Consider the following 13,370-nt stretch of genomic DNA (forward strand, 5'->3'; position numbering starts at 1 on the left):
TTGTCTCGCTCTTGCTCGCTAGATCGTAAACAGGTTCTGAGACGGGCTTGAGCTGGTTTGCCATGTCTGGCGCACCGCCTACGTCCCCCTTGCCTCGGGTTCTCCGCGTGGTTTTGTTAGCGGCCCCTATTACCTTATATACGGATTATCCATATCGACGAAGACAGCCGCAACGCCGTCAACGCCCTGTTTTGGTGCATCAACCCAAATCAGGCACCACCCTGGTTCATTCAACTTCGCTAGCGCCCGGTTTTGGGCTATGACACAATGGAATCTCAGCGATATCAAAGCTGGCACGCTTAATGCTTAAGAGCCTGCCATCCACTCATTCGCACATGATGCATGTAGCCTTTCAGGAGAAAACCATGGCGGTTGCAGACGTAGTCAAGCTGATTACTGAAAATGATGTCAAGTTCATCGACCTGCGCTTTACCGACACCCGCGGCAAAGAACAACACGTGTCGATTCCGGCCCATGTCCTGCTGGACGATCCGGACGCATGGTTCGAACACGGCCACGCCTTCGACGGCTCCTCGATCGCAGGCTGGAAAGGCATCCAGGCATCCGACATGCTGCTGATGGCCGACCCGGCCACCGCTCGCATCGACCCGTTCTACGACGAACCCTCCGTCTTCATGCACTGCGACGTGATCGACCCGGCCGACGGCAAGGGCTACGACCGCGACCCGCGCTCCATCGCCAAACGCGCCGAAGCCTATCTGAAAGCCTCCGGCCTGGGCGACACCGCCTATTTCGGCCCGGAACCGGAATTCTTCATCTTCGACAGCGTGACCTGGGGCACCGACATGTCCGGCTGCTTCGTCAAGATCCAGGCAGAAGAAGCCGCCTGGGCCTCCGCCGAAGAGTTCGAGGGCGGCAATATGGGTCACCGCCCCGGCATCAAGGGAGGTTACTTCCCGGTGCCGCCAGTGGACTCCTCCCAGGACATCCGCTCCGCCATGGTGCTGCTGCTGGAAGAGCTGGGCATCCCGGTGGAAGTTCACCACCACGAAGTGGCCACCGCCGGTCAGAACGAGATCGGCACCAGGTTCAGCACGCTGACCCAGCGCGCGGACTGGACCCAGATCCTGAAATACGTAGTGCACAACGTGGCCCACAGCTACGGCAAAACCGCCACCTTCATGCCCAAGCCCATTGTCGGCGACAACGGTTCCGGCATGCACGTGCACCAGTCCATCTGGAAAGACGGCAAGAACCTGTTCGCCGGCGACGGCTATGCCGGCCTGTCCGAAACCGCGCTCTACTACATCGGCGGCATCATCAAGCACGCCAAGGCGCTGAACGCGATCACCAACCCGGGCACCAACTCCTACAAACGCCTGGTGCCGCACTACGAAGCGCCGGTGAAGCTGGCCTATTCCGCCAAGAACCGCTCCGCGTCCATCCGCATCCCGCACGTGGCCAGCCCCAAGGGCCGCCGCATCGAAGCGCGTTTCCCGGACCCCTTGGCCAACCCCTATCTGTGCTTCTCCGCGCTGCTGATGGCCGGCCTGGACGGCATCCAGAACAAGATCCACCCGGGCGATGCCGCGGACAAGAACCTGTACGATTTGCCGCCGGAAGAAGACAAGCTGATCCCGACCGTGTGCGCCAGCCTGGACGAGGCGCTGGCCGCTCTGGACAAGGACCGCGAGTTCCTGACTCGCGGCGGCGTGTTCTCCAATGACTGGATCGACGCCTACATCGAACTGAAGATGCAGGAGGTCAACCTAACCCGCATGACCACGCATCCGGTGGAATTCGCGATGTATTACTCGCTGTAATACCGGCGCATGGAAAAACGGCAGCCTCCGGGCTGCCGTTTTCATATATGACTTGTCCGGCGGATTTGCATATCATTGCAGAGCTGAAACCCGGAACTCGACACGCCGCCCATGAAAACTCTATCGCTTTGTCTGATGCTGCTGCTGAGCGCCTCCGCTCACGCCACCGTTTACAAGTACGTGGACAAAGACGGCAACGTCACTTTCACCAATGTGCCGATTCGCGGCGCGCAAGCGATCCGGCTCAATCCGCTCTCCTCCTACCCCAGCCAGCACAAGAAAAACAACGTCCCCGGCAACAGCAGCGGCGGGAACGGCGACGCCAAGCCCGCCGGCAGCTATCCCAGCGTCGATCCCGGCACCCAGAAACAGCGCGACAACGGCCGCCGCAAAATCCTGGAACAGGAGCTGGCCAATGAGCAGAAAACGTTGTCCGAAGCGGAAAAAGCGCTGGCCGACGGCAAAGCCACGCGCAACGGCGACGAAACCCGCAATTACCAAAAATACCTGAACCGGGTGCAGAAGCTGCAGGATGAAGTCACCGACCGCCAGAAAAACGTGGAAGCCTTGCGCCGCGAACTGGGGCAGAACTAGTTTGACGCACCATCATGGTGCATACTGAAAAGAAATGGGCCATTCCCGGGCGCGCGGGCATGGCCCGAATTTTGCTCAGCCTGCGCAAGCCCTCCGCCCCAGCCTACAGGACACACCGCACCATGCCGCCGACCAGCTTTGCCGGACTAGAACTGCTGGACACCCCCGTGCTGATCGTCGACGCCGACGGCGCGCTGCATTTCGTCAATCCCGCTTGCGAAAACCTGCTGGCGCTCGGCAGCCGCGAATTGCTGCGTCACAGCCTGTTCGATCTGTTCCAGCCCTGCCCGGCGCTGCGTCAGGCGCTGTCCACCGCGCTGCGCCACAACGCCAGCTTCATCGAACACGACTTGGAACTGGTTCCCCAGCACAGCGAGCAGGCGCTGCACATCGCGCTGTCGGTCGCCCCGGTGGACGCGGACGGCGGGCTGGCGTTGATTGAGTTGCGGCCGCTGGATCAGCAGTTGAAGATCGCCAACGAAGAGCGGCTGCTGCTGCAACACCAGGCCAACCGCGAACTCATCCGCAACCTGGCGCATGAGATCAAGAACCCGCTGGGAGGCATTCGCGGCGCGGCGCAGTTGCTGGAGCACGAGCTGCTGGACCGCCCGGAGTTGAAAGAATACACCGCGGTGATCAAGGAAGAGGCGCTGCGGCTGCAATCGCTGGTCGACCGCCTTCTGGCGCCGCACCGCAGCCATGTTCGCGGCGAAATCAATATCCACGAAGTGCTGGAGCGCGTGCGCAGCATCGCGCTGGCGGAATACCCGCAAGGCCTGCAAATTCGCCGCGACTACGACACCAGCCTGCCGCAGTTGGTGGCAGATAAGGAACAACTGATCCAGGTAGCGCTCAACATCGTCAAGAACGCGATTCAGGCGATGAAGGGCCGCGGCGAATTGATTCTGCGCACCCGAGTGGCGCGCCAGGTGACGCTGGCGCGCAAGCGCCACACCCTGGCATTGAAATTGCAAATCATCGATGACGGCCCCGGCATTCCCGACGAGATCAAGGACCATATTTTCTACCCGCTGGTCACCGGCCGCGCCGAAGGCACCGGCCTGGGCCTGACTCTGGCGCAGGCCTTCGTCCACCGGCACGGCGGCAATATCGAATTCGACTCACGGCCGGGGCAAACCTGCTTTACGGTAATGCTGCCCTTCGCCACCGACTGAGAACCTGCTCAAAGTCCGCTGCGTTTCGTGAGACGTCGCATGGCGCGAGCACACCTTCGAAATGCTGACGCACCACCGGCATATCCAGCTTTCTCAGCTATTTTCACCTGGTCTCGCTCTTGCCCGCGAGACTTTGAACAGATTTTGAGACGCATCGACAACAACACCTTGCGGCGGCCGGCTGGCGCTGGCGGCCACAGCATGAGGATTTCGTGATGAACCAAGCGGTATGGATTATTGACGACGACAAGGCAATACGCTGGGTGCTGGAAAAAGCGCTGGGGCGCGCCGGCATCGGCTTCGACAGTTTCGCCAGCGCCGACGACGCGCTGAACGCGCTGTACGACCGCGCTCCGCAAGTCATCATTTCGGATATCCGCATGCCGGGCACCGACGGGCTGAAATTCCTGTCCAAGGTCAAATCCGAACACCCTGCGCTGCCCGTCATCATCATGACCGCGCACTCCGATCTGGATTCCGCGGTGGCGGCTTTCCAGGGCGGCGCCTTCGAATATCTGCCCAAGCCCTTCGACGTCGATCAGGCGGTGCTGCTGATCGAACGCGCGCTGGCGGAAAGCCGCCCGGACATCGCGGTCAGCGATCATCCGGAGGCGATGCCGGTGCTGCTGGGCCAGGCGCCGGCAATGCAGGACGTGTTCCGCGCCATCGGCAGGCTGTCCCAGTCCAACGTCACCGTGCTGATCACCGGCGAATCCGGCACCGGCAAGGAGCGCGTGGCCGAAGCGCTGCACCGCCACTCGGTGCGCGCCGGCAAACCCTTCATCGCGCTCAATACCGCCGCCATTCCCAAGGACTTGCTGGAGTCGGAACTGTTCGGCCATGAAAAAGGCGCGTTCACCGGCGCGCAAGCCACCCGTCGCGGCCGCTTCGAGGAGGCCGAGGGCGGCACCCTGTTCCTGGACGAGATCGGCGACATGCCCACCGAGCTGCAAACCCGGCTGCTGCGCGTGCTGTCCGACGGGCACTTCTACCGCGTCGGCGGCCACACCCCGATCAAGGCCAATGTCCGAGTCATCGCCGCCACGCATCAAAACCTGGAACAGCGCGTGCGCGACGGCCAGTTCCGCGAAGACCTCTACCACCGTCTGAACGTGATCCGCCTGAGGCTGCCGCCGCTGCGCGAACGGCGCGAGGACATTCCCCTGCTGGCTCGCCACTTCCTGGCCAAGAGCGCCACCCAGTTGGGCGTGGAACCCAAGCGACTCAGCGACGCCGCCATGGACGTAGTCAAACACAGCCTGTTCTCCGGCAATGTGCGCGAGTTGGAGAATCTGTGCCAGTGGATTAGCGTGATGGCGCCCGGTCAAACCGTGGAAGCGGCCGACCTGCCTCAGGAACTGCGCGATCCCGCCTCCGGCGCTCGCCATCCCGGCGGGGCCGAAACCGGGCAACTGGACTGGCCCCAGTTGCTGGCGGAGGAAGTCAGCCGCCGCCTGCGCGCCGGCGAGGTCGGCATCATCGACGAACTGACCCACCGCTTCGAGATCAGTTGCATCCGCAGCGGCCTGGCCCACACCGGCGGCCGCAAAGTGGAAGCCGCTCACCTGCTGGGCTGGGGCCGCAACACGCTGACTCGCAAGATCCAGGAGTTGGGCCTGGAAGCTCACGCGGATGAAACCCATGACAAGGCCGATCTCGGGCTCATAAAATGAATCCATGATCATTCCGCAAGGACCCGTCCATGTCCAAGTCCACGCTGGCGCTGCTCACCCTGCTGGCCGGCGGGTGGGTCCATGCGGCCCCCCTCCTTCGCATCGTCGTCGGCAGCGCCGAACCCGCGCCCTTCATCCAGCACGCCTCCACGCAACTATCCGGCCCCGTGATCGACCTCGCGCGGCAAGCGGCGGAACATTGCGGTCTAAACGCGCAGTTCCGGCAACTGCCGGCGCGACGGCTGTTACGCGGGCTGGCGCTAAACCAGGCCGACGCCGCCGCCATGCTGTCCTTCCAGACCGACCGCGCCAAACAGATGCTCTACCCGATGCGCGGCGGATCGGCGGACAGCCGGCTCAGGCTGACGGCCCTGTCCTACGTGCTCTACGTTCCACAGGATTCAACGCTGCGTTGGGACGGCTACCGACTGGACCTGCCTGAGGACGACAGCGTCGGCGTCAATCGAGGCTGGTCCGTCATCCGCGTGTTGAAAGCCCGCCAGATACCCACCGAAGCCGGCGCCGATCTGGACGAGAATTTCGCCAAACTACAGGCGGGCCGCATCGCCGCCTTCGCCATGCACGAGCCCGGCGGCGATGCTTATCTGGCGCAACACCCGCAGCTGCGCATGAAGAAACTGCTGCCGCCGCTGAAAACCGAAAACAATTATCTGGTGTTCGCCAAGGCTTACGGCCAGGCCCATCCGGAACGCATGCGCTGCGTCTGGAGCCAATTGCCGTCGCTGCGCCGGCAACTGGACCTGCCCTGAATCAGCCGGCCATGCCCAGCGGCGTCAGCCCCGGCAAGGTGGCGAAACTCTGCTCCCTCACCGTGGCCAGAAAATCCTGCATATAGGCCAAGCCGCCGTCGTCGCCGCGTACCGCGGCGTACAACTCGCTGCTCAAACCGCGCTCGCCGATCGGCCGCGCCACCACGTAGCCGCGTTCCAGATAAGGCTTGACCGCCCAGTACGGCAAAGCCGCCACCCCACGGCGGCTGGCCACCAGTTGAATGATGGCGATGGTCAGCTCGCTGCTGCGCCGCGCCGGATTGACGCCCGCCGGGCGCAATACCTTGCGCACCAGGTCCAGCATTTCATCCGGCACTGGGTAATGGATCAGCGTTTCTCCGGCAAAGTCCTCCGCCAGCCAACAGCGCTTGTTCGCCAGTGGATGATCCCGCGCCACGATGCCCACCATTTCATAAGCGAACAACGGCTGATAATCGACGCCGGCCTGCGGCTCCGCCTCAGACACGATGGCCAGATCCGCGCGATGGCTCAGCAGCAGGCTCACCGGATCGGTGTGAAAGCCGGACACGATGTCCAGCTCCACGCCCGGCCAATGCTGGCGGAACGCGTCCATCGCCGGCATCAGCCAGTCAAAGCAGGTATGGCACTCCACCGCCACCCGCAATTCGCCAACCTCCCCCTGACGCAGGCGCGCCAGATCGCGCTCCGCCGCCGCCACCCTGGCGTTCAGATCATGAGCCAGCGCCAACAACCTCTCCCCGGCGGCGGTGAAGCGCAGCGGCTGGGTCTTGCGCTCGAACAAGCTCATGCCGTAACCCTGCTCCAACTGTTTGAGCTGATGCGAAAGCGCGGATTGGGTCAGAAACAAGCGACTGGCGGCCAAAGACACGCTGCCGGTTTCAGCCAGTGCCAACAGGGTACGCAGATGTCTAATCTCCAGAAAGCTCATTATGAATTCATTTCATGTTAACTAGCAAAATAATGAGTTTGTATCATACAACAGCTTGCGTAATGCTAGGGACATCACGAACCAAGGAGCCCACCATGACCACCCTGCACCTGCTCGGCTTTCCCCGCATCGGCGCCAAGCGCGAACTGAAGACCCTGCTGGAAAACTACTGGAAGAACGAAATCGACGAAGCCGCGCTGCTGGGCGGCGCGCGTGAACTGCGCCAGCGCCACTGGCTGCTGCAAAAAGGCGCCGGCGTTGAATTGTCCCCGGTAGGCGACTTCTCCCTGTACGACCACGTGCTGGACGCGCAACTGCTGGTGGGAGCGATTCCGCCACGCTTCGGCTTCGACGCCGCCAAGCTGAGCACCGAGCAGTATTTCCAGTTGGCGCGCGGCAACGCCGGCCAGCCTGCGCTGGAAATGACCAAATGGTTCGACACCAACTACCACTATCTGGTGCCGGAATGGCATGCCGACACCGCCTTCCAGGCGCAGCCTGAGCGCTTGCTGGCGCAAGTGAGAGAAGCCCAGGCGCTGGGCCTGCGCGCCAAGCCGGTGCTGCTGGGGCCGCTGTCGCTGTTGTGGCTGGGCAAGGCCAAGAACGCCGGCCTGGACAAGTTATCCTTGCTGCCCGCCCTGCTGCAAGCCTATCGCGATGTGCTGGCCGCGCTGGCGGCGGCTAAAGTGGACTGGGTGCAGATCGACGAACCCATCCTGGCTCTGGACCTGCCGCCGGAATGGCTGGCCGCCTTCGAGCCCGCCTATCGGCAACTGCAAGACTCTCCGCTACGGCTGCTGCTGGCAACCTACTTCGGCAGCGTCGCCGAGCACGCCGAACTACTGCAACGCTTGCCGGTGGCCGGTCTGCACCTGGATCTGGTGCGCGCGCCGCTGCAACTGGCGGCTTTCGCCGACGGCTGGCCGCAAGACAAGGTGCTGTCCGCCGGCGTCATCGACGGTCGCAATATCTGGCGCGCCGATCTGTCCCGCGTACTGGCCAGTCTGCAACCCTTGGCGGCCGATCTGGGCGAGCGGCTGTGGATCGCGCCCAGCTGCTCGCTGCTGCACACGCCTTTCGACCTGGCAGCGGAAACCCAGCTCGACGTCGACGTCAAAACCTGGCTCGCCTTCGCGGTGCAAAAGCTCAATGAACTGAAAGTGCTGAAACGAGGCGTGGAGCAAGGCCGCGAAGCCATCGCCAACGAACTGGCCGGCAGCGACTACGCCCGTCAGCAGCGCGCCGCCAGCCCGCTGATCCACCGCCCCGAAGTCCAACAGCGCCTGGCCACGCTGCCGGCCGACGCCGACCGCCGCCACAACGCCTATCCGGTTCGCGCCGCCGCGCAGCAAGCCTGGCTCAAGCTGCCGCTGCTGCCCACCACCACCATAGGCTCTTTCCCGCAGACCGCGTCCATCCGCGGCGCTCGCGCTGCCTTCAAGCGCGGCGAGCTGCCCGCCGACGCCTATCGCCAGGCGATGCAACAGGAAATCGAACTGGCGATACGCCGCCAGGAAGCGCTGGACATCGATGTGCTGGTGCACGGCGAGGCCGAGCGCAACGACATGGTGGAATATTTCGGCGAACAATTGTCCGGTTTCGTGTTCACCGCCGGCGGTTGGGTGCAAAGCTACGGCAGCCGCTGCGTGAAACCGCCCATTTTGTTCGGCGACGTGGCGCGGCCGCAGCCGATGACCGTGGAATGGGCGGAGTACGCGCAAAGCCTGACCTCCCGCCCAGTCAAGGGCATGCTCACCGGACCGGTCACCATCCTGCAATGGAGCTTTGTTCGCGACGATCTGCCGCGCGGCGAAGTCTGCCGCCAGATCGCCCTGGCGCTGAACGACGAGGTTCGCAACCTGGAAACCGCCGGCATTCGCGTAATCCAGATCGACGAACCGGCCATCCGCGAAGGCCTGCCGCTGAAACGCGCCGACCGCGCCGCCTACCTGGACTGGGCCGGCGAGGCCTTCCGGCTGTCTTGCCACGGCGTGGCCGACGCCACCCAGATCCACACCCATATGTGCTATTCGGAATTCGGCGACATTCTGCCGGCCATCGCCGCGCTGGATGCGGACGTGATCACCATCGAAACCTCGCGTTCGGACATGGAACTGCTGCAGGACTTCGGCCACTTCCGCTACCCCAACGCCATCGGCCCCGGCGTCTACGATATCCACAGCCCGCGGGTACCGCCTGAAGCCGAAATCCAACAACTGCTGGAAAAGGCGCTGCAAGTGATCGAACCGGAAAAACTGTGGGTCAACCCCGACTGCGGCCTGAAAACCCGCGGCTGGCCCGAGGTGGAGGCCGCGCTCTCCAGCATGGTCAAGGTCAGCAAGACGCTGCGTCGGCGTCTGGCTCAGGAGGCCGATGCCACCGTCTGAAACGTTTGAGACTGACAAGAAAAAGGCCCCTCGATCGAGAGGCCTTTTCAAGTGCCGATTCAAGGCTGCAACATGCCCGGCGTCATCATCGCCTTCAAACGCGTCTGCTCGATGCCGTGGCGGTCGCGGTGACTCAACCACCAGACAGACCCCTTCTTCACGCTCCACAATTGCTGCTGCTCCGACAGCAGGCTGGACGTCAACCAGCCGATATAAGGCTGATGGCCAACCAACACCACGGTGCGGTTCGCCTCCGGCCAGCCTATCGCCTCCAGCACCTCTTCCGGCGACGCCGTCGGATTCAGCGCCGGCACCGTCTGAAAGCTTTTCGCCAGCAAGGCCGCCGTCTGCTGCGAACGCTTGGCCTCAGAGGCCAGCAGCAGATAATCGCGCGGCAGGCGCACCCGCAGCCAAGCCGCCATCTGGCTCGCCTGCTGCTGCCCGCGCCGCGTCAGCGCCCTTGCCAGATCATCGGAGCCGTCCTCCGCCTCCGCGTGGCGCCACAAAATCAAATCCATACACACCCCTCGTTAAAATATTTTCAATCCAGGCGCAGTCGTGCCAAGTCGAGCACCCGCCCCAGGCAGGATGCGCGGCTTGGCGCGACTGCTAAATTAAGAGCCATCCGCCCGCTACAAGGGAAACAACGTCAGCAACAAAGGCACCAACAAAGCGGTGAACACCCCGTTCAAGCCCATTGCCAGGCCCGCGAAGGCGCCCGCTGTCTCCGACAGCTGAAACACCCGCGCCGTTCCAATCCCGTGCGCGGAAATACCCGTGGCCACGCCCAGCGCCACATCGTTGCGCAGACGCAGGCCGTTGAACAGCGGCCGCGCCGCCACCGCGCCGAAAATGCCGGACAGGATCACACACATCGCCGCCAACTCCGGCACCCCGCCTATGCTTTGCGACACACTCATCGCAATCGGCGTGGTCACCGCCCGCGTGCTCAGCGACAACAGCACCTCGCGCGGCAAACCGAACAGCCAGCCCAAACCCACCGCGCTGACGACGCCGGTAACGCCACCCAGGGCGATGCTCAAGGCCAGCGGCCCCGCCGCGCGCTTGAGCCGGCTCAGATTGCCGTACAAGGGCACCGCCAAAGCCACCGTCGCCGGCCCCAACAACATTTGTATCCACTGCGCGCCCTGCATGTACTGGCGGTAATCGGTGCGCGTCAGCACCAGCCAGCCCAGCACCAGCAACACCCCGATCAACACCGGGTTGGACAGCGGATGACCGCGACAGCGGCGATTAAACCCCAAGGCCAACCGGTAAGCCAGCAGCGTGATGAAAACCCCCGTCAGCGGCGATTCCCGCAGCGCGAACACTACGCCGACGCTAGTCATGCCCGCCTCCTCGCCACCGCGCCAGCATCCAATGCAAAGCCAGCCCCGGCACCAGCAAGGTGGTCAGCGTCGACAAGGCCAGCACCGCCGCCAGGCGCGCGCCGTAATCGGCCAACAGCGTCTGGTAAGCCAGCACCGCTCCGCCGGCAGGGATGAACAGCAAGGACATATGCGCGAGAAAGCGCGGCGCATGGGTCTGCAGCGTCGTCGGCACTCCGCGACGCGCACACAAGGTGGCGAACAACAGCAACATGCCCAAGACCGGCCCCGGCACCGGCACGCCCAAACCGCGCGCCAAGACTTCTCCCGCCAATTGATAGCCCAACAGCCACAGCGCCGTCTCCATCATGCGATCTTCCCTCCTTCCGCCTTGATGACGTCATGATAATGCCCCGGCTCGCGCTTGGGGATAGACAGATGGACGCGCGTCGCGCCGCAGAAGGGCGGGACAAGCCCCCGCCGGCTTTGGCATAATGCGCGCCATGCCCCATCCCCCAATCTGGCTACCGGAACCGCCAGCGCTGTCCGCCGTCGCGCAATCCTGTCTCACCGAAGCCGGCTCGCTGACCGAACGGCTGCAAAGCACCGGTCGCCGCTTCGCCGTGCGCGTGTTGCGGCAAGGTCCCGACGTCTGTCTGGAAGACGAGGCGCCGCAGCTCGGCCTGGCCGCCGGAGCGCCGCTGCAGGCCCGCGAGGTGGCGCTGACCCTGGACGATACCCCGGTCGTGTTCGCCCGCAGCGTCACCCGCCTGGACTGCGCGGCCTGGCAGCCCATTCTAGACCGCGGCAGCCGCTCGCTGGGTCTGACATTGTTCGGCGGCCTGCCGGATTTGCTGCGCGACCCGCTGCGCTACCGCCTCATCGCCGCCGATCATCCGCTGTTCGCGCCGGCGGCCCAACTCAGCCCGCACGCCAGCTACCCGGCGCGGCGCTGCCGCTTCCTGCTGCGGCAAGCGCCGCTGCTCGTGTGCGAACTCTTTTTGCCGGAGCTGGAGAATTTCTTGCGATGAATGCCGCCCGCCTCAATGAACGTTTGACCGTTTACATGCAACTGATGCGCATGGACAAGCCCATCGGCACCTTCCTGCTGCTGTGGCCGACGCTGTGGGCGCTGCTGATCGCCGGCCAAGGCCGACCCGACCCGCTCATCGTGCTGATCTTCATCATCGGCACTTTTTTGATGCGTTCGGCCGGCTGCGTGATCAACGATTACGCGGACCGCGACTTCGACGGCCACGTGGAACGCACCCGGCAACGGCCGTTCGCCCGCGGCGCGGTCGGCAAGAAGGAAGCCTTGCTGCTGGCCGCCGGCCTGGCGCTGCTGTCGCTGCTGCTGATCCTGCCGCTGAACGGCCTGACCCTGCTCTTGAGCGTGCCGGCGCTGTTCATCGCCGCCAGTTACCCTTTCACCAAGCGCTTCTTCCCGGTGCCGCAAGCCTATCTGGGCCTGGCCTTCTCCTTCGGCATCCCAATGGCCTTCGCCGCCCAGACCGGCGAGGTGCCGGCGCTGGCCTGGCTGCTGCTGCTGGCCAACGCTTGCTGGACGCTGGCCTACGACACCGCCTACGCCATCAGCGACAAGCCGGACGATCTCAAGATAGGCATCAAAACCTCGGCGATCACCTTCGGCGACTACGACGTTCTGGCCATCATGCTGTTCCACGCCGTCTTCCTCGCGCTAATGGCCGGCATCGGCCTGCATCTGGCGCTGGCCTGGCCTTTTTACCTGTCCCTGCTGGTCTCCGTCGCCCTGATGACCAGACAATATCTGGGCATCCGGGAACGCGACCGAGCAGCCTGCTTCAAGGCTTTCCTCGACAATAACCGCGTTGGCGCGGCCATCCTCATTGGCATGGCGCTCAGCTACTGGCTGCCGTAAAACCCAACGTCATCACTTTGCGACGCGGCGGCATTTTGTTATTGTTTGTGAACTTTTCTAAAAGGCTTTAATCCCAGAGAAGGCATATTCCACCCATTTGGAATTGCAGCCGACATGCACCATCGGCTTCACACAAGAAAGGACATATCATGAAACTGATTTCCGCTCTGATCGCCGCTGCTTTCGCCACCAGCGCCATGGCCGCCACCCCGGCGTCCGCGCCCTCCGTCGAAAAGAAAATGGAGCATAAAGCCGAACACAAGCAGGCCGGCAAAAAGCACCACAAGAAGCATGCTTCGGGCGCCGCGCACCACAAGAAATCCGGCCACAAACATTCGGGAAAGAAAGCTGAACACAAAGCGGCTTCCGCCGCTAAGTAATTGACCGCCGGGCCGCGGGCCTGGCGCAAAAACGCCGCGGCTAGTCATGTGCCGCGGCGTTTTCATTTCCGGATACGATCAAAGGCCGGCCCAAACGCCGGCGGCGGGGATCAGCCGGGCTGCGAGTTATTCTCCGAAACCACAGAACACCTCGCGCATCATTTTCAAAACCTCCAGCGTGCGAATGTCGCCAACGCGGTAATAAACGCGGTTGGCGTCCTTGCGCGTGCGCAACACGCCCTTGTCGCGCATAATGGCCAAATGCTGAGAAATATTGCTCTGCGACGTGCCCACCTGCTCGACTATATCCTGCACGCTCACTTCCTGGTCTTCCAGCACCGATATGATCTTCAAACGCAGCGGGTGCGACATGGCCTTCATCGCCCTCGAGGTCTGCTCGATCTGGTCATCGTTGAACAGCAAGGCTTCTCTCCCTGTAGAGTCATTT

General features: G+C 63.3%; 14 protein-coding genes. 9 read left to right on the plus strand and 5 right to left on the minus strand.

What is annotated here, in order from left to right; genetic code table 11:
* The first annotated feature begins 365 nt into the window (after nucleotides 1-365).
* From glnA to HA052_RS10430, 5 genes are all read left to right on the plus strand, one after another.
* Complete coding sequence (gene glnA, locus HA052_RS10410) at nucleotides 366-1,784, plus strand: glutamate--ammonia ligase (RefSeq protein ID WP_166451881.1); 1,419 nt, start codon at nucleotides 366-368, stop codon at nucleotides 1,782-1,784.
* A gap of 111 nt (nucleotides 1,785-1,895) precedes the next feature.
* Entirely contained in the window at nucleotides 1,896-2,378 is a 483-nt protein-coding gene (locus tag HA052_RS10415; RefSeq protein ID WP_166451882.1) for a DUF4124 domain-containing protein, read from the plus strand.
* Between the two features lie 122 nt (nucleotides 2,379-2,500).
* Entirely contained in the window at nucleotides 2,501-3,553 is a 1,053-nt protein-coding gene (gene glnL / locus HA052_RS10420) for a nitrogen regulation protein NR(II) (protein ID WP_166451883.1), read from the plus strand.
* Nucleotides 3,554-3,768: 215 nt separating this feature from the next.
* On the plus strand, nucleotides 3,769-5,226 hold the full coding sequence (gene ntrC / locus HA052_RS10425; protein ID WP_166451884.1) for a nitrogen regulation protein NR(I): 1,458 nt from the start codon (nucleotides 3,769-3,771) through the stop codon (nucleotides 5,224-5,226).
* A 29-nt stretch (nucleotides 5,227-5,255) separates the two neighbouring features.
* Nucleotides 5,256-5,996, plus strand: a complete 741-nt coding sequence (locus tag HA052_RS10430; protein ID WP_166451885.1) for a substrate-binding periplasmic protein — start codon at nucleotides 5,256-5,258, stop codon at nucleotides 5,994-5,996.
* 1 nt (nucleotide 5,997) lies between these two features.
* On the opposite strand, the gene HA052_RS10435 is transcribed toward HA052_RS10430, so the two are convergent.
* The gene (locus HA052_RS10435) at nucleotides 5,998-6,927 is read right to left on the minus strand and encodes a LysR family transcriptional regulator (protein WP_166451886.1); all 930 of its coding nucleotides are present in this window, start codon (nucleotides 6,925-6,927) and stop codon (nucleotides 5,998-6,000) included.
* A gap of 95 nt (nucleotides 6,928-7,022) precedes the next feature.
* On the opposite strand from HA052_RS10435, the gene metE reads away from it, so the two are divergent.
* Nucleotides 7,023-9,314 carry a 5-methyltetrahydropteroyltriglutamate--homocysteine S-methyltransferase gene (gene metE, locus HA052_RS10440; protein ID WP_166451887.1) on the plus strand — a complete coding sequence of 764 codons (2,292 nt, stop codon included), beginning with the start codon at nucleotides 7,023-7,025 and terminating at the stop codon, nucleotides 9,312-9,314.
* A 59-nt stretch (nucleotides 9,315-9,373) separates the two neighbouring features.
* On the opposite strand, the gene HA052_RS10445 is transcribed toward metE, so the two are convergent.
* The 3 genes from HA052_RS10445 to HA052_RS10455 form a co-directional block, all read right to left on the minus strand.
* Nucleotides 9,374-9,832 (minus strand): SixA phosphatase family protein, encoded by a 459-nt coding sequence (locus HA052_RS10445; protein ID WP_081547265.1) that lies wholly within the window; start codon nucleotides 9,830-9,832, stop codon nucleotides 9,374-9,376.
* A gap of 114 nt (nucleotides 9,833-9,946) precedes the next feature.
* Nucleotides 9,947-10,663: an LrgB family protein gene (locus HA052_RS10450; RefSeq protein WP_166451888.1), complete on the minus strand. Its 717-nt coding sequence runs from the start codon at nucleotides 10,661-10,663 to the stop codon at nucleotides 9,947-9,949.
* Nucleotides 10,656-11,012 carry a CidA/LrgA family protein gene (locus HA052_RS10455; RefSeq protein ID WP_166451889.1) on the minus strand — a complete coding sequence of 119 codons (357 nt, stop codon included), beginning with the start codon at nucleotides 11,010-11,012 and terminating at the stop codon, nucleotides 10,656-10,658. The genes HA052_RS10450 and HA052_RS10455 overlap by 8 nt, the downstream gene beginning before the upstream one ends.
* A 133-nt stretch (nucleotides 11,013-11,145) precedes the next feature.
* Here HA052_RS10455 and HA052_RS10460 point away from each other — a divergent pair, with 133 nt between their 5' ends.
* From HA052_RS10460 to HA052_RS10470, 3 genes are all read left to right on the plus strand, one after another.
* Complete coding sequence (locus tag HA052_RS10460) at nucleotides 11,146-11,673, plus strand: chorismate--pyruvate lyase family protein (protein WP_240937332.1); 528 nt, start codon at nucleotides 11,146-11,148, stop codon at nucleotides 11,671-11,673.
* The gene (gene ubiA, locus HA052_RS10465; RefSeq protein ID WP_166451891.1) at nucleotides 11,670-12,542 is read left to right on the plus strand and encodes a 4-hydroxybenzoate octaprenyltransferase; all 873 of its coding nucleotides are present in this window, start codon (nucleotides 11,670-11,672) and stop codon (nucleotides 12,540-12,542) included. The genes HA052_RS10460 and ubiA overlap by 4 nt, the downstream gene beginning before the upstream one ends.
* Before the next feature lie 149 nt (nucleotides 12,543-12,691).
* The gene (locus HA052_RS10470; protein WP_206118862.1) at nucleotides 12,692-12,922 is read left to right on the plus strand and encodes a hypothetical protein; all 231 of its coding nucleotides are present in this window, start codon (nucleotides 12,692-12,694) and stop codon (nucleotides 12,920-12,922) included.
* Between the two features lie 126 nt (nucleotides 12,923-13,048).
* Here the strand turns inward: HA052_RS10470 and HA052_RS10475 are convergent, their stop codons facing one another.
* Nucleotides 13,049-13,345, minus strand: coding sequence for an ArsR/SmtB family transcription factor (locus HA052_RS10475; RefSeq protein ID WP_019100570.1), 297 nt, complete (start codon nucleotides 13,343-13,345; stop codon nucleotides 13,049-13,051).
* Between the last annotated feature and the right edge of the window lie 25 nt (nucleotides 13,346-13,370).

Origin of the sequence: Chromobacterium fluminis (assembly GCF_011602385.1) — a bacterium.
Lineage (GTDB): Bacteria > Pseudomonadota > Gammaproteobacteria > Burkholderiales > Chromobacteriaceae > Chromobacterium > Chromobacterium fluminis.

Excerpts from the sequence above, each read along its gene's own strand:
- HA052_RS10435 (WP_166451886.1), bottom strand. The coding sequence starts at position 6,927 with ATGAGCTTTCTGGAGATTAGACATCTGCGTACCCTGTTGGCACTGGCT.
- metE (WP_166451887.1), top strand. The coding sequence starts at position 7,023 with ATGACCACCCTGCACCTGCTCGGCTTTCCCCGCATCGGCGCCAAGCGC.
- HA052_RS10415 (WP_166451882.1), top strand. The coding sequence starts at position 1,896 with ATGAAAACTCTATCGCTTTGTCTGATGCTGCTGCTGAGCGCCTCCGCT.
- HA052_RS10460 (WP_240937332.1), top strand. The coding sequence starts at position 11,146 with ATGCCCCATCCCCCAATCTGGCTACCGGAACCGCCAGCGCTGTCCGCC.
- HA052_RS10430 (WP_166451885.1), top strand. The coding sequence starts at position 5,256 with ATGTCCAAGTCCACGCTGGCGCTGCTCACCCTGCTGGCCGGCGGGTGG.
- HA052_RS10450 (WP_166451888.1), bottom strand. The coding sequence starts at position 10,663 with ATGACTAGCGTCGGCGTAGTGTTCGCGCTGCGGGAATCGCCGCTGACG.
- HA052_RS10445 (WP_081547265.1), bottom strand. The coding sequence starts at position 9,832 with ATGGATTTGATTTTGTGGCGCCACGCGGAGGCGGAGGACGGCTCCGAT.
- ubiA (WP_166451891.1), top strand. The coding sequence starts at position 11,670 with ATGAATGCCGCCCGCCTCAATGAACGTTTGACCGTTTACATGCAACTG.
- ntrC (WP_166451884.1), top strand. The coding sequence starts at position 3,769 with ATGAACCAAGCGGTATGGATTATTGACGACGACAAGGCAATACGCTGG.
- HA052_RS10470 (WP_206118862.1), top strand. The coding sequence starts at position 12,692 with ATGAAACTGATTTCCGCTCTGATCGCCGCTGCTTTCGCCACCAGCGCC.
- HA052_RS10455 (WP_166451889.1), bottom strand. The coding sequence starts at position 11,012 with ATGATGGAGACGGCGCTGTGGCTGTTGGGCTATCAATTGGCGGGAGAA.
- glnA (WP_166451881.1), top strand. The coding sequence starts at position 366 with ATGGCGGTTGCAGACGTAGTCAAGCTGATTACTGAAAATGATGTCAAG.
- glnL (WP_166451883.1), top strand. The coding sequence starts at position 2,501 with ATGCCGCCGACCAGCTTTGCCGGACTAGAACTGCTGGACACCCCCGTG.